Origin of the sequence: uncultured Paraglaciecola sp., from assembly GCF_913058035.1 — a bacterium.
Lineage (GTDB): Bacteria > Pseudomonadota > Gammaproteobacteria > Enterobacterales > Alteromonadaceae > Paraglaciecola.
Genome location: NZ_CAJXPA010000117.1, coordinates 1 through 14,914, shown reverse-complemented (window position 1 = coordinate 14,914; position 14,914 = coordinate 1). Strand labels below are relative to the sequence as shown.

At 41.0% G+C, this 14,914-nt stretch carries 20 protein-coding genes; all 20 read left to right on the top strand.

Annotated features, from left to right (window positions below; all coding sequences use genetic code 11):
• Position 1 precedes the first annotated feature (1 nt).
• Positions 2–2,389: a ribonuclease R gene (rnr, locus tag QZ562_RS14595; RefSeq protein ID WP_293761583.1), complete on the top strand. Its 2,388-nt coding sequence runs from the start codon at positions 2–4 to the stop codon at positions 2,387–2,389.
• A gap of 5 nt (positions 2,390–2,394) precedes the next feature.
• Positions 2,395–3,132 carry a 23S rRNA (guanosine(2251)-2'-O)-methyltransferase RlmB gene (rlmB, locus tag QZ562_RS14590; RefSeq protein ID WP_293761581.1) on the top strand — a complete coding sequence of 246 codons (738 nt, stop codon included), beginning with the start codon at positions 2,395–2,397 and terminating at the stop codon, positions 3,130–3,132.
• Between the two features lie 575 nt (positions 3,133–3,707).
• Positions 3,708–5,345: an AMP-binding protein gene (locus QZ562_RS14585; protein ID WP_293761579.1), complete on the top strand. Its 1,638-nt coding sequence runs from the start codon at positions 3,708–3,710 to the stop codon at positions 5,343–5,345.
• Between the two features lie 933 nt (positions 5,346–6,278).
• Positions 6,279–6,644 carry a 50S ribosomal protein L14 gene (rplN, locus tag QZ562_RS14580; protein WP_007639984.1) on the top strand — a complete coding sequence of 122 codons (366 nt, stop codon included), beginning with the start codon at positions 6,279–6,281 and terminating at the stop codon, positions 6,642–6,644.
• Positions 6,645–6,655: 11 nt separating this feature from the next.
• Positions 6,656–6,970: a 50S ribosomal protein L24 gene (gene rplX, locus QZ562_RS14575; protein ID WP_293761576.1), complete on the top strand. Its 315-nt coding sequence runs from the start codon at positions 6,656–6,658 to the stop codon at positions 6,968–6,970.
• Positions 6,971–6,985: 15 nt separating this feature from the next.
• Positions 6,986–7,525: a 50S ribosomal protein L5 gene (rplE, locus tag QZ562_RS14570; protein WP_293761574.1), complete on the top strand. Its 540-nt coding sequence runs from the start codon at positions 6,986–6,988 to the stop codon at positions 7,523–7,525.
• A 10-nt stretch (positions 7,526–7,535) separates the two neighbouring features.
• The gene (rpsN, locus tag QZ562_RS14565; RefSeq protein ID WP_007625692.1) at positions 7,536–7,841 is read left to right on the top strand and encodes a 30S ribosomal protein S14; all 306 of its coding nucleotides are present in this window, start codon (positions 7,536–7,538) and stop codon (positions 7,839–7,841) included.
• A 12-nt stretch (positions 7,842–7,853) separates the two neighbouring features.
• Positions 7,854–8,246 carry a 30S ribosomal protein S8 gene (gene rpsH, locus QZ562_RS14560; protein WP_133471050.1) on the top strand — a complete coding sequence of 131 codons (393 nt, stop codon included), beginning with the start codon at positions 7,854–7,856 and terminating at the stop codon, positions 8,244–8,246.
• Between the two features lie 10 nt (positions 8,247–8,256).
• The gene (rplF, locus tag QZ562_RS14555) at positions 8,257–8,790 is read left to right on the top strand and encodes a 50S ribosomal protein L6 (RefSeq protein ID WP_293761567.1); all 534 of its coding nucleotides are present in this window, start codon (positions 8,257–8,259) and stop codon (positions 8,788–8,790) included.
• 12 nt (positions 8,791–8,802) lie between these two features.
• On the top strand, positions 8,803–9,156 hold the full coding sequence (gene rplR / locus QZ562_RS14550; RefSeq protein WP_293761565.1) for a 50S ribosomal protein L18: 354 nt from the start codon (positions 8,803–8,805) through the stop codon (positions 9,154–9,156).
• Positions 9,157–9,165: 9 nt separating this feature from the next.
• Positions 9,166–9,669: a 30S ribosomal protein S5 gene (rpsE, locus tag QZ562_RS14545; RefSeq protein WP_007634249.1), complete on the top strand. Its 504-nt coding sequence runs from the start codon at positions 9,166–9,168 to the stop codon at positions 9,667–9,669.
• 6 nt (positions 9,670–9,675) lie between these two features.
• Positions 9,676–9,858, top strand: a complete 183-nt coding sequence (gene rpmD, locus QZ562_RS14540) for a 50S ribosomal protein L30 (protein WP_007634248.1) — start codon at positions 9,676–9,678, stop codon at positions 9,856–9,858.
• Positions 9,859–9,861: 3 nt separating this feature from the next.
• Positions 9,862–10,296: a 50S ribosomal protein L15 gene (gene rplO / locus QZ562_RS14535; protein ID WP_293761557.1), complete on the top strand. Its 435-nt coding sequence runs from the start codon at positions 9,862–9,864 to the stop codon at positions 10,294–10,296.
• A 5-nt stretch (positions 10,297–10,301) separates the two neighbouring features.
• Entirely contained in the window at positions 10,302–11,621 is a 1,320-nt protein-coding gene (gene secY / locus QZ562_RS14530; protein ID WP_293761554.1) for a preprotein translocase subunit SecY, read from the top strand.
• 24 nt (positions 11,622–11,645) lie between these two features.
• The gene (gene rpmJ, locus QZ562_RS14525) at positions 11,646–11,762 is read left to right on the top strand and encodes a 50S ribosomal protein L36 (protein ID WP_081588951.1); all 117 of its coding nucleotides are present in this window, start codon (positions 11,646–11,648) and stop codon (positions 11,760–11,762) included.
• Between the two features lie 124 nt (positions 11,763–11,886).
• Positions 11,887–12,243: a 30S ribosomal protein S13 gene (rpsM, locus tag QZ562_RS14520; RefSeq protein ID WP_293761549.1), complete on the top strand. Its 357-nt coding sequence runs from the start codon at positions 11,887–11,889 to the stop codon at positions 12,241–12,243.
• Between the two features lie 12 nt (positions 12,244–12,255).
• The gene (gene rpsK, locus QZ562_RS14515) at positions 12,256–12,645 is read left to right on the top strand and encodes a 30S ribosomal protein S11 (protein ID WP_293761546.1); all 390 of its coding nucleotides are present in this window, start codon (positions 12,256–12,258) and stop codon (positions 12,643–12,645) included.
• Positions 12,646–12,669: 24 nt separating this feature from the next.
• Complete coding sequence (gene rpsD / locus QZ562_RS14510) at positions 12,670–13,290, top strand: 30S ribosomal protein S4 (RefSeq protein ID WP_293761543.1); 621 nt, start codon at positions 12,670–12,672, stop codon at positions 13,288–13,290.
• A 24-nt stretch (positions 13,291–13,314) separates the two neighbouring features.
• Positions 13,315–14,301: a DNA-directed RNA polymerase subunit alpha gene (rpoA, locus tag QZ562_RS14505; protein ID WP_293761540.1), complete on the top strand. Its 987-nt coding sequence runs from the start codon at positions 13,315–13,317 to the stop codon at positions 14,299–14,301.
• A 39-nt stretch (positions 14,302–14,340) separates the two neighbouring features.
• Positions 14,341–14,742 carry a 50S ribosomal protein L17 gene (gene rplQ / locus QZ562_RS14500; RefSeq protein WP_293761537.1) on the top strand — a complete coding sequence of 134 codons (402 nt, stop codon included), beginning with the start codon at positions 14,341–14,343 and terminating at the stop codon, positions 14,740–14,742.
• Positions 14,743–14,914: the final 172 nt, after the last annotated feature.

The window sequence follows — 14,914 nt, the reverse complement described above, 5'->3', positions numbered from 1 at the left end:
TATGAGCGACGACCCTTTTTACCAACGCGAAAAAGAAAAATACGAAAAGCCTGTTGCTAGCCGTGAATATCTCCTTGAACTTTTAGTCGCAGCTAAAAAACCTTTATCTTTTCTGGAATTTTGTCAGATGCTTGATGCAAAAGACGAAGACAGTCGTATTGGCATTCAGCGTCGGCTTCGAGCTATGGAGCGCGAAGGACAAGTTGAGTTTAATCGTGACAAAAAATATGCAAAGCTTAAAACGGAAGACCTTATTCAAGGTCAAGTAATAGGCCATCGAGATGGTTTTGGTTTTTTGAAGCGCGATGACGGCGATAAAGACTTATTTATTCATAATGCACAAATGTCCATGGTGTTGCATGGAGATGTAGTGCTGGTTAAAGAAAGTGGTACAGATAACCGTGGCAGACGAGAAGCTAGAATTGCCAAAATTATTGAGCCTCGTACTGAGCCTATAGTAGGTCGTTATTTCTTTGAGAATAACGTGGGGGTAGTCATTCCGGATGACAGTCGTATCAACCACGAAATAATGATCCCCACAGAACAAACAAATGGCGCCCGCCAAGGGCATATTGTTGTGGTTGAAATTGTTCAGCGCCCCCGTAAACGCGTCAATGCTATCGGTAAAATTATTGAAGTGTTAGGTGAGCATATGGCTCCCGGCATGGAAATCGATATGGCACTACGTACTTTTGATATTCCACACCATTGGCCAAAAGGCGTCGATAAACAAGTTAAGGGACTTAATGAACAAGTCCCTGATGAGGCAAAACAAGATCGCATTGATTTAAGACAATTACCCTTAGTTACCATAGACGGTGAAGATGCACGTGATTTTGATGATGCCGTTTTTTGTGAACCATTAGACGATGGTGGTTGGCAATTGTGGGTAGCCATAGCGGACGTAAGTCATTATGTGCGTCCAGGTACCGCACTTGATAGTGAAGCACAAAATCGTGGTAATTCGGTCTATTTCCCTGAACAAGTCATTCCAATGTTGCCTGAAGTCTTATCGAATGGATTATGTTCACTTAATCCTCAAGTTGACCGTTTATGTCTGGTTTGCGAGATGACTATCAGCAAAACGGGAAAGCTGGTGGAGCATCAATTTTACGAAGCGGTGATGAATTCTAAAGCAAGGTTAACTTACACCAAAGTATGGGACCTCTTAAAAGAACAAGGGGGGCAAGGTAATCCTGAACTACATAAACGTTATGCGGAGCAAGTGCCACATCTGAAAAATTTACATGATATGTACCGTGTTTTAAAGCGCACACGGAAGCAACGTGGTGCAATTGAATTTGAAACTCAAGAGAGCAAATTTGTATTTAATGCTCAGCGTAAAATTGACAATATTATGCCGGTAACACGAAACGATGCACACAAGCTAATTGAAGAATGTATGATTTTAGCTAACGTGTCTGCTGCGCAAGCTTTAACTAAAAACAAAGCTGAAGCCTTGTATCGTATTCACGATGAGCCCGATTCTGATCGTTTAGGCGCATTTTTGTCATATCTGGGCGAAGTAGGTATCACTCACAAAATTGGCAGTGATGTATCGCCTCAAGATTTCACTGATGTGATTGAAAAAATTCAAGGCAGGCCTGATCAAGAACTGATCCAAACCATGTTATTACGCTCGATGAAACAAGCCGTATACGATCATGAAAATATCGGTCATTTCGGTTTGGCATTAGACGCTTACGCGCACTTTACTTCACCTATCCGTCGCTATCCTGACTTGGTGGTGCACCGTGCACTAAAAGGCATAACCGATAAACAACATCAGCGTAAAAGTAAAACAGGTGGAAAAGCCTACACCGCAGATGAAGTGGAAGTATTAGGTGAACAATGTTCGATGACCGAGCGCAGAGCAGACGATGCCACTAGAGACGTATCTGATTGGCTCAAATGTGAATTTATGCTGGACCATGTTGGTGATGTGTTTGAAGGCGTAATTGCTTCTGTAACAAATTTTGGTTTTTTTGTACGCCTGACCGAATTCCACATTGACGGTTTGGTACATATTACTTCTTTAGAAAAGGATTATTTTCGTTATGACGAAGTTAAGCAGCATTTAATTGGCGAAAGTTTTGGTACGGTCTACAGATTGGGCGATCCTGTTGAGGTTAAAATTGCTTCAGTCAACTTAGACGAACGTAAAATTGATTTCTTATTGGATGGTGTTGAGGGCAAAAATATCAGGAAAACAGCAGGTAGGAAACCGTCTGGACAAAAATCTAGAGGACCTGCAGCAAAAAACATATCCGACAAACCTGCACCAGCTGGAAAGTCGACTAAAAAGCCGGCTACAAGAAAAAGTCGCACACCTTCTAAGTCGAAAGCATCTCGAAGTAAACCAACCAGTTCATCCAAAAAGGGGAAATAAAGTATATGGCTCAACAAGAATGGTTATATGGAATTCATGCACTTGAATCAATTATCCTGCGTGAACCTGAGCGTTTAATTGAACTTTTTGTGTTGAAAGGTCGAGATGATAAGAGTGTTCATGAAATCGTTAGCCAGGCTAGAAGCTTAGGTACTTCAGTACAATTTTGTCAACGAAAAACGCTAGATGATAAAGTTGACGGAGGGCAACACCAAGGTGTTGTTGCTAAAGTTAAACCTGCTAAGCAATATAATGAGAACGATTTAGCTGCCATTGTAGAGTCAAGTAAGTTGCCATTTTTACTTATTTTGGATGGTGTAACTGATCCCCACAACTTAGGTGCTTGTTTGCGAACAGCCGATGCAGCTGGGGTGGATGCGGTGGTAGTGCCGAAGGATAAATCTGCTGCTCTTACACCAGTAGTTCGAAAGGTAGCGTCTGGTGCGGCTGATGTCATTCCTTTAGTGCAAGTTACCAACCTTGCTAGAACGTTACGAGACTTGCAAGATGCAGGCGTGTGGATAGTTGGCACTTCAGGAGAAGCAGAAAATAATATCTATGATTGTAAATTTAACGGCCCTATGGCGCTTGTCATGGGTGCTGAAGGCAAAGGTATGCGCCGCCTAACCCGCGAACACTGTGACGAGTTGATTAAATTACCTATGGCTGGTTCTGTTTCAAGCCTCAATGTTTCTGTTGCAACAGGCGTTTGTTTATATGAAATCGTTAGACAGAGGGGTTAAAAAATAACGAGGGAATGTCTTTAAGGTATTCTCTTTTTTCTTTTAAATAGACGGGTACTATCTTTGTAACCAAAAAAAAGTATCGATTTTTTTCGATAAACACTGTTTCATACAAGCACTTGATGATTTTCAGCTAGTCTCAGTGAGATTTTGCCGCTTCCCCACTTTACTATTTTCGAGTCCTTAAAAATATTTAATGTGGTAACTGGTATTAATATTAAGTGTGTGCAGAAACTTGCTTTTCCAACATTATAATAATATGTCAAAGGCAATGTTTTTTTACAAAATAGACTTGTAAAGTGTTAGCCAAAAAAAAATTTTTAGAGTAAAAAATCTACTTTTTAGCTAAGTGGGTTTTCATTTCTTTATAGGTAAATTAAGAGACTAATGGATGATTAATATTCTGTTTATTGCCTAATATCCAACATTATTTATATAAAAAACTGATTGTTTCTCAGGAAAAACAGCTTGTTAGTGGACTTTTGCATTTGTTAACAAGTTGTTGTGAATGAACGATTGACCTATTTACTTACAATCGTTATAAATAGCTATCGACACTACTATAAGTATCCAATATGTCACTAAAAACACCCCTAGAAATGTTTTACCAATGGGAAGATACTCATCCTGAAACTGTCTATTTAAAACAACCTATTGATGGTGTAATCAAAGATTTCACATGGCGCGAAACTGGTCAACAAGCACGAAAAGTTGCGGCGAGTTTACTGGCAATGGATTTACCCAAAGGTAGTCACATTGCTATTTTATCAAAGAACTGTGCTGAGTGGTTTATTGCCGATTTAGCGATTATGTTAGCAGGTCATGTGTCAGTACCTATATATTCCACTGCTGGTCAAAAGACAATTCAATATGTTTTGGATCATGCTAAGTGCCCAGTGATATTTGTTGGTAAGTTGGATAATACTGAACAGCAAGTTGCCGCAATTGATGACGGGGTGGTTAAACTTGCGTTTCCGTATCCCAACATTCCTGCTGATAAGCAGTGGAATGAATTATTACAAACCTCTCCGCTTCTCGAAAAGCCCATCCCAGCATTAGATTCTGTTATGTCAATAATATATACATCTGGCAGTACTGGTAACCCAAAGGGTGTGGTGCACAATTATGAATCTATTTGTTGGGCGGCATCGAACTCTTTAAACGAACTAGGGGTGAATCAAAATGATCGAGTTCTTAGTTATCTGCCACTGGCACACATTACTGAAAGAGTACTAGTTGAAATTTCAAGTTTTTATTCTGGTACTCGTATTAACTTTATTGAGTCTTTAGAAACCTTTGCTCGCGATGTTAGAGCCACCCAGCCAACTTTATTTATTTCTGTTCCGCGTTTATGGACACGTTTCCAGATGGGAGTATTAGCTAACATGCCTCAGAAGAAACTCGACTTGTTACTACGTATTCCGATAGTGGGTAGCATGGTCAGCAAAAAAATACGTGTCAAATTAGGATTAGGAGAAGCAAGACTATGTGCCAGCGGTTCAGCACCTATTCCTGCTTCTACTTTAGAGTGGTTCAGAAAAATTGGAGTCAACATTTCCGAAGGGTGGGGCATGACCGAAAACAGCGCATATGGTACATGTTGTATTCCTTTTAGGGCTGACAAAATAGGGTCTATAGGTCGTGCTTATTCAGGTGTGGATATACGTATAGCTGAAGAGGGTGAAATTCAGGTTAAGGGCCCTTGTAATATGAAAGAGTATTATTTGGAGCCTAAAAAGACATCTGAAGTGATGACAGAAGATGGATACCTGAAAACAGGTGACAAAGGTTCTATAGACAGCGATGGCTATATTCAAATTACTGGACGTTTAAAAGAAATATTTAAGACATCCAAAGGTAAATATGTCGCACCTGTGCCAATTGAATCGAAACTGATGGCAAATTCATCTATTGAACAAGTCTGTGTTACTGGCTCGCAATTAAAACAACCTATTGGTTTAGTCGTTTTGTCTGAAGAAGCACTGAAGCTTCCAGCAGAAGAAATTGAAAAAAGTTTGTCAGCAACTCTTGATGAAGTTAACAGCACACTTGAGAGTCATGCGAAGCTTGATTGTCTGGTTGTGATGAAAGACGAATGGACTGTAGATAATGGTCTTTTGACTCCGACTCTTAAAGTTAAACGTCATGATCTAGAGAAACATTATGACAGCCTTATTAATGGTGAACTAATTGGAAAAATAGCTAGGCAATAGAGGTTAGGTTTTGAGTAAATAAAAGTCTTTCAATATGGTTTATTTTTTTATGCAACGCGTTGTAAAATTTTTAAAGCCTGTGTAATAAATCTCGTACTTTTATAAGTCATCATTATAACTATCTATTGACGGCAGTTTTTTGTGACGAAAATAAAGAGAAATTTGCTGATTACCAGTTAACTATTGAACTAAGTGTTGAAGCTGTAATAAGGTTTTGTGTTGTTAAATTAGTTACATATCATAGCTGTGTCCGTTTGATAGGATAATCATTGTTTGATGAAATGAATAAGTGACTGACTGTTAATCTTTATGACGTGTACGGCTTTTTAACACAGTTAATTGATTATTAACTTCATAACTATAGTTTTACATGTGGATGTTCTGATACAGATTTTTATTTCGTTCGTAAAACGAGATAATTTAGAACGCCATACTTTATATTGCTGGTTTTAACTGTGAAAAAAATAAAACTGTGACTTTGCCAAACGATTTTTGTTTATTTATCACATAACTTATAACGTGTGTAATACAGCACTATCTTCACGATAGAAGTAAAAAAGAGGGAAATAACGCGAAACGACAGGATAGTATTATTAGAGAAAAACAGTTGTCCCAGATACATGCTCCAAGATCTCAACTTTATTAAACTTAACATGTCGAATATAAGTCTTTTACGAGGCATATATGTCAACCAGCGAAAATGACAGGGTCTTGAAATTAAGGCGTTAAATAAGTTAATTGTGTGTAAATAGCAGCTTAGTACTTATAACACGATCTTTATTATTATTTTTAAAGATTAGACTATCGCGTCATAGTCTAATCTGTTAGTATTTCGCGCCCTTTTAACTGGGGTATGTATAAAAAAGCAGCTAACACTGTTTTTTTGCAGGTAAACGGCTCGGAAGAGTCTTAATTTAATAGCGGAGCACTAACATGATCCAAATGCAAACTAACCTGGAGGTTGCCGATAATTCCGGTGCTCGCAGGGTTCAGTGTATTAAGGTTCTTGGTGGCTCGCATCGCCGTTATGCACATATTGGTGACATCATTAAAGTTACTGTCAAGGAAGCAATTCCTCGCGGTAAAGTAAAAAAAGGTGATGTACTAACTGCAGTGGTGGTGCGTACTAGAAAAGGCGTACGTCGTCCAGATGGATCTTCGATCCGTTTCGACAGCAACGCAGCTGTTTTGCTAAATGCAAACAAGCAACCGATTGGTACGCGTATCTTTGGCCCGGTTACTCGAGAACTTCGTGTTAATAACATGAAAATTGTCTCGCTAGCCCCTGAGGTATTATAAGGAGTCACGATATGGCTAACAAAATTCGTCGTGATGATGAAATCATCGTTTTGGCTGGTAAAGATAAAGGAAAACAAGGCAAAGTGCTTAAAGTTCTTCCGGCTTCTAACCGTCTTATCGTTGAAGGTGTGAGCATGATCAAGAAACATCAGAAACCTAACCCTCAATTGGGTGTGACTGGTGGTATTGTTGAGAAAGAAGCATCGATTCACGTATCAAATGTAGCGATCTACAACTCAAAAACGGGTAAAGCAGATCGTGTGGGTTTCCGTCTTGAAGATGAGAAGAAAGTACGTTTCTTCAAATCAGACGGCGAACTAGTATAAAAATTGGAGAGTACGATGGCGAAACTGCATGATTTTTATAAAGACTCAGTTGTAGCGGAACTTGCTAAGCAGTTCAACTACAAAAGCGTCATGCAAGTCCCTCGGATTGATAAAATCACACTAAACATGGGTTTAGGTGAAGCGGTAGCAGACAAAAAGGTATTAGAAAATGCCACGGCTGACATGCAAGCAATTGCTGGTCAAAAGCCTATTGTAACTGTTGCTCGCAAGTCCGTTGCGGGTTTTAAAATCCGTGAAGGTTATCCGATTGGCTGTAAAGTAACCCTACGTGGTGAACGTATGTGGGAATTCTTTGAACGTTTAGTTTCTATAGCAATTCCTCGTATCCGTGATTTTCGTGGCTTAAATCCTAAGTCATTTGACGGTCGCGGTAACTTTAGCATGGGCGTTCGTGAGCAAATTATCTTCCCTGAAATCGAATTCGATAAAGTGGACAAGATACGCGGTATGGATATCACTATCACTACCAGCGCACAAACCGATGCGGAAGCACACGCTTTATTAAGCGCGTTTAACTTCCCGTTTAAAAAGTAAGGTTAGGGTTATGGCAAAAGAATCAATGAAAGCGCGCGAAGTAAAACGTGCGAAGCTAGTTGTTAAGTTCGCGGTAAAACGCGCAGCGCTTAAAGCGACTATCAGCGATGTCAACTCTTCTGATGAAGAACGTTGGGACGCTGTTCTTAAGCTACAACAACTGCCACGTGACTCATCTGTAAGTCGTAAGCGTAATCGCTGCAACATTACAGGTCGTCCACATGGTTTCCTACGCAAGTTTGGCATGAGTCGTATCAAGTTGCGTGAAGCAGCCATGCGCGGTGAAGTGCCTGGCTTGAAAAAAGCCAGTTGGTAAGGGGTAGCTGATATGAGTATGCAAGATCCTATCGCGGATATGTTTACCCGCGTACGTAATGGCCAGATGGCTAGTAAAGTTTCTGTATCTATGCCGTCTTCTAAAGTGCGAGTTGCAATTGCAGGCGTTCTAAAAGAAGAAGGATATGTGACAGACTTCGCTGTTTCTGGCGACGTAAAGCCTGTATTAGAAGTGACTTTAAAGTACTTCGAAGGCAAAAAAGTAATCGAGAGCATTGAGCGCGTAAGTCGCCCAGGTCTTCGCATCTATAAGAAAAAAGATGAGTTGCCAAAAGTAATGGGTGGTTTAGGTGTGGCTATCGTGTCTACCTCTAAAGGTGTGATGACTGACCGTGCAGCGCGTAAAGCGGGCATGGGTGGTGAGATCATCGGCTACGTAGCGTAAGGGGAATAAAATGTCACGTATAGCAAAAGCTCCTGTTGATATCCTGTCTGGTGTAGAAATATCTATTGCTGGTCAAGAAGTCACAGTTAAAGGTAAAAACGGTACTCTAGTTCGTGTGTTTAATGATGCAGTTGAAGTAGTTCAGGAAGAAAATCAACTTCTTGCTAAGCCTCGTGAAGGTAAAGCAAACGGTTGGGCACAATCTGGAACGGCTCGCTCTTTGTTAAACAACATGATACTTGGTGTATCTAATGGTTTTGAGAAGAAATTATTGTTGAATGGCGTAGGTTACCGAGCGCAAGCTCAAGGTACAAAGCTAAATTTGACTTTGGGTTTCTCACACCCAGTAGCATACGAAATGCCTGAGGGTATTTCGGTTGAAACTCCGAGTCAAACTGAAATCATCGTTAAAGGCGTTGATAAGCAGTTGATAGGTCAGGTTGCAGCTAACATTCGCGCATATCGTCCACCAGAGCCTTACAAAGGCAAAGGCGTTCGTTACGCAGATGAAGTTGTGCGTCGTAAAGAAGCTAAGAAGAAATAAGGAGTCGGTACGATGGATAAAAAATCAGCTCGTTTGCGTCGCGCTACTCGTGCACGTAAAAAAATTAGTGAATTGGCCGCGCATCGCTTGGTTGTTAACCGCACACCGCGTCACATATACGCTCAGTTAATCGCGCCTAGTGGTTCTGAAGTATTGGCGTCGGCTTCAACAGTTGAAACTGAACTAGCAAGTAGCCTAAAGGGTACTGGTAATTCAGCGGCAGCAGCGGCTATTGGCAAAGCGATCGCAGAACGCGCTATCGAAAAGGGCATCAAGAAAGTTGCCTTTGATCGTAGCGGATTCAAGTATCACGGTCGAGTTAAAGCATTAGCTGATGCAGCTCGCGAAGCTGGTCTTCAGTTCTAGGAGTTAATTATGGCTAAAGTAGAAGTTCAAAACGGTGGTGATCTGTTAGAAAAGCTTATTGCCGTCAACCGCGTATCAAAAGTAGTTAAAGGTGGTCGAATCTTTAGTTTTACTGCTTTGACAGTAGTTGGTGACGGTAATGGTCGTGTAGGTTTTGGTTACGGTAAAGCGCGTGAAGTGCCTGCTGCAATTCAGAAAGCTATGGAAAAAGCACGTCGCAATATTGTGAATGTTGATCTTAATGGCAACACACTACAGCACCCAATAAAAGGTCGTCATTCAGGTTCTAAGGTCTACATGCAACCCGCATCAGAAGGTACTGGTATTATTGCCGGTGGTGCAATGCGTGCAGTTCTTGAAGTATCTGGTGTACAAAATGTACTTTCGAAATGTTACGGATCTACCAATCCAATTAACGTTGTGCGTGCAACAATCAATGCGTTGACAGAAATGAATTCGCCTGAGTCAGTTGCTGCCAAACGTGGATTGTCTGTATCGCAGATTTTGGGGTAATTGGTCATGACTAAAATGATTAAAGTAAAACAAACGAAAAGTTCTATTGGTCGTTTACCTAAGCATAAAGCTACGCTTACTGGTTTGGGTCTTCGTCGTATTGGTCACATTCGTGAACTTGAAGACACCCCATCTGTCCGTGGCATGATCAACCGTGTATTTTACATGGTCGAAGTAGTGGAGGAGTAAAAGATGCATTTGAATACTCTTGCTCCTGCACCTGGAGCGAAAAAAGTTGGTAAACGTGTGGGTCGTGGTATGGGCTCTGGTCTTGGAAAAACTGGTGGCCGTGGTCACAAAGGTCAAAAGTCCCGCTCAGGCGGTTCTGTAAAACCTGGTTTTGAAGGCGGGCAAATGCCGATTCAACGTCGTCTACCTAAGTTTGGTTTTACTTCGCGTAAATCTTTGGTTACTGACCAAGTTACGCTAAGTGAAATTGCGAAGGTAGAAGGTGATGTGGTATCACTTGAATCTTTAAAAGCAGCAGGTCTTATTAAGAAAGAGATGTTGTTTATTAAAGTATTAAAAAGTGGTGACATTTCGCGTGCCGTTACGATTAGTGGTTTAAAGGTAACTAAAGGCGCTCTTGAGTCAATCAAGGCAGCTGGCGGTAAAGTAGAGGAATAGGCTAGATGGCTAAACCAGGACAGGATTCAAGCGCTAAAGGCGGTTTGAGCGAGCTTAAATCAAGATTGTTGTTCGTACTTGGTGCGATAATAGTATTTAGGTTGGGTTCTTATGTACCTATTCCTGGTATTGACGCTGCGGTGTTAGCTCAATTATTTGAGCAACAAAAAGGCACAATCGTAGAGATGTTTAACATGTTCTCCGGTGGTGCACTTGAACGCGCGTCGGTTCTAGCCCTAGGCATTATGCCTTATATTACAGCTTCTATTATTATTCAGTTGATGTCACATATGCATCCTCCGATGATGGAGCTTAAAAAAGAAGGTGAAGCTGGTCGTCGTAAGATTAGTCAATATACTCGGTATTTTACCTTGGTATTGGCATCATTCCAAGCAGTTGGAATTGCGACAAATCTACCCAATCTTATACAAGGTTTGGTAATTAACCCTGGTTTCGGTTTTTACTTTACAGCATGGATAAGCCTAGTTACAGGGACTATGTTCCTGATGTGGCTAGGCGAACAAATTACAGAGAGAGGTATTGGTAACGGTATCTCAATTCTGATTTTTGCCGGTATTGTATCTGGTTTGCCATCAGCATTAGGTAATGTTGCTGAAATGGCAAGGCAGGGTGAATTGAACTTACTTTTCTTAATGTTAGTTGGCGTAATCATTATTGCCGTCACTTATTTTGTTGTGTTTGTAGAGCGTGGTCAACGACGTATTGTCGTTAACTATGCAAAACGCCAACAGGGTCGCAAGGTTTTTGCAGCGCAAAGCTCGCATCTTCCTTTAAAAGTGAACATGGCAGGTGTTATACCTCCTATTTTTGCATCAAGTATTATTTTGTTTCCTGGAACTATTGCAAATTGGTTTGGTCAGAATGAGTCTTTATCTTGGTTACAAGATGTGGCGCTTCAGTTGTCCCCAGGGCAACCTTTGTATGTGATGTTATATGCTGCGACGATTATTTTCTTCTGTTTTTTCTATACTGCGTTGGTTTTTAACCCTCGTGAGACGGCAGATAATTTGAAGAAGTCTGGAGCTTTTGTTCCAGGTATTCGTCCTGGTGAACAAACATCTAAATATGTTGATAAAGTGATGACACGCCTTACTTTGGCAGGTGCACTTTACATAACCTTTATATGTTTAGTGCCTGAGTTCATGTTGATCGCTTGGAATGTCCCGTTTTATTTTGGCGGTACTTCATTACTTATTATGGTAGTGGTCATCATGGATTTCATGGCGCAGGTGCAGACTCATTTGATGTCAAATCAATATGAGTCTGTTCTCAAAAAAGCTAATCTTAAAGGCTACGGCCGCTAAGTTAGCGATTTACGGAGTGATGAAATGAAAGTTCGTGCATCAGTCAAGCGGATTTGCCGTAATTGTAAAATCGTTAAGCGCAACGGTGTTGTGCGTGTGATTTGCAGTTCTGACCTTAAGCATAAGCAAAGGCAAGGTTAATCGATTGGATTGGGGGTCGTCTAGATACACTAGCGCCTCAATCCTTATTTGCAATTTAGTTATTGGGTAAGTATCCTATCGGGCTTTTTAGGCTAATGACTATAAATTATAAGGAGTACTGTTAATGGCCCGTATCGCTGGCATTAACATCCCTGAACATAAGCATACTGTAATTGCGTTATCTGCAATTTATGGTGTTGGTTCCACACGTGCAAAAAGCATTTGTGTATCCTCAGGTGTTTCAGAGACAACCAAGATCAAAGATCTTGATGAAGAACAGATTGATAAACTTCGTGAAGAAGTTGGAAAATTCACTGTCGAAGGTGATCTTCGTCGTGAAGTATCAATGAGTATCAAACGTTTGATGGATTTGGGTTGCTACCGTGGTATTCGCCACCGTCGTAGTCTTCCTCTACGTGGTCAGCGCACTAAAACTAATGCGCGAACCCGTAAAGGTCCTCGCAAAGCAATAAAACGATAAGCGGGGGATATTATGGCTAAAGCACAAACCAAAACGCGTAAGCGCGTAAAACGTCAAGTTGCTGATGGTATGGCTCATATACATGCCTCTTTCAACAATACAATAGTGACTATTACAGACCGTCAGGGCAATGCTCTGTCATGGGCAACATCAGGTGGTTCAGGTTTTCGTGGTTCACGTAAATCAACTCCTTTTGCTGCACAAGTAGCTGCTGAACGTGCTGGTACAGCCGCTCAGGATTACGGTTTGAAAAACATAGAAGTGTTCGTAAAGGGCCCAGGCCCAGGTCGTGAGTCTGCGATTAGAGCTTTGAACGCTGCTGGTTATAAAATCACTAATATTACCGATGTGACACCTATACCTCACAACGGTTGTCGTCCACCGAAAAAACGTCGCGTTTAATCGACGGACAGTTGGAGAAAGATCATGGCAAGATATTTGGGTCCCAAACTCAAACTTAGCCGTCGTGAAGGAACAGATTTGTTCCTTAAAAGCGGCGTTCGAGCAATCGAATCTAAATGTAAAATTGATACAGCACCTGGACAACATGGGGCACGTCGTGGCCGGTTGTCTGATTACGGTGTTCAATTACGTGAAAAGCAAAAAGTACGTCGTATGTACGGTGTATTGGAAAAGCAATTCCGTAACTATTATAAAGAAGCAGCACGCTTGAAAGGCAACACAGGTGAAAACTTGTTGCAGCTTTTGGAGCAGCGTTTAGACAATGTTGTATACCGTATAGGTTTTGCTAGTACTCGTGCAGAAGCGCGTCAACTAGTAAGCCATAAAGCCATTTTGGTTAACGGTAAGGTTGTTAACGTTCCTTCTTTCAACGTTTCTGCTGATGACGTCGTGTCCATTCGTGAGAAAGCGAAGAAGCAAGCGCGTATAGTTGCCGCATTGGAACTAGCGGATCAGCGTGAAAAGCCAACTTGGATAGAAGTAGATAACAAGAAGATGGAAGGTACATTTAAACGTGTTCCTGAAAGATCTGATTTGACTGCTGATATTAACGAACAGTTGATTGTCGAACTTTACTCTAAGTAAAGTTTAAAGAAGAGAGGAAACAATGTGGGTTCTGTAACTGAATTCTTAAAACCAAGATTAGTTGAAATTGATAACGTCTCGTCAACTCGCGCAAAGGTGACACTTGAACCTTTAGAACGTGGGTTTGGACATACGCTAGGTAACGCGTTACGTCGCATCTTATTGTCTTCGATGCCTGGATGTGCTGTAACAGAAGTTGAAATCGATGGTGTGTTGCATGAATACAGCACCAAAGAAGGCGTTCAAGAAGATGTTATTGAGATATTGCTTAACCTAAAAGGTTTAGCCGTGCGTCTTGAAGGCAAAACTGAAGCAACACTAACTCTAGTGAAATCCGGTGCGGGCCCAGTATTAGCTGGTGATATCCAGCATGATGGCGATGTGGAAATTGTTAACCCCGACCATTTGGTTTGTACTTTGACTGGCGAAGCTGAACTCAGCATGCGTATCAAAGTAGAAATGGGTCGTGGTTACGTTCCTGCATCAACTCGCCGCTCTTCGGAAGAAGATGATCGTCCTATTGGACGTTTATTAGTGGACGCTTCATACAGCCCTGTTGATCGTATATCTTATAATGTCGAATCTGCTCGAGTAGAGCAAAGAACCGACCTTGATAAGTTAATCATTGATATGGAAACAAATGGCACAATCGATCCGGAAGAAGCAATACGTCGTGCAGCTACTATATTAGCTGAACAATTAGACGCATTTGTTGAATTACGTGATATATCTGAGCCAGTTGAAAAAGAAGAGAAGCCGGAATTTGACCCGATTTTACTTCGCCCTGTTGATGATTTAGAGCTAACTGTACGTTCAGCTAACTGTTTAAAAGCCGAAGCAATACAATACATTGGTGACCTAGTACAACGTACTGAAGTAGAGTTGTTAAAAACTCCTAACTTAGGTAAAAAATCTCTAACTGAGATTAAAGATGTGCTAGCTTCTCGTGGACTTTCTTTAGGCATGCGCCTAGAAAACTGGCCACCAGAGTCAATCGCTGAAAAAGATTAATTAGGTTCTTAAACCTGATTTGTAGAGAAGGATAAAACTATGCGCCATCGTAAAAGTGGTCGTCAGTTAAATCGTAACAGCAGTCATCGTCAAGCTATGTTTAAAAATATGGCTGGTTCTTTGGTAAAGCATGAGTTGATTAAAACAACTTTACCAAAAGCGAAAGAATTGCGTCGCGTAATTGAGCCTCTTATCACACTTGCTAAGCAAGACAGTGTAGCTAATCGCCGTTTGGCAATGGCACGTACTGGTGATAAAGAAGTGGTAGGTAAATTGTTCAACGAACTTGGACCTCGCTATGAAGAGCGTCCAGGTGGTTATATTCGCATCTTAAAGTGTGGATTACGTACTGGTGATAAAGCACCTATGGCCTATGTTGAGTTAGTCGATCGCCCTGAAGTTGAAGCAGTCGAAGAGATTGAAGAAACTGAATCGGTGTAACAACTGTACCATTAGAAAAGCCAGACGTTAGTCTGGCTTTTTTGTACCTAGAATAAGATTATTAGCTATCACCTAGAATAAGATTATTAGCTATCACCTAGAATAAGATTATTAGCTATCACCTAGAATAAGATTATTAGCTATCACCTAGAATAAGATTATTAGCTATCAC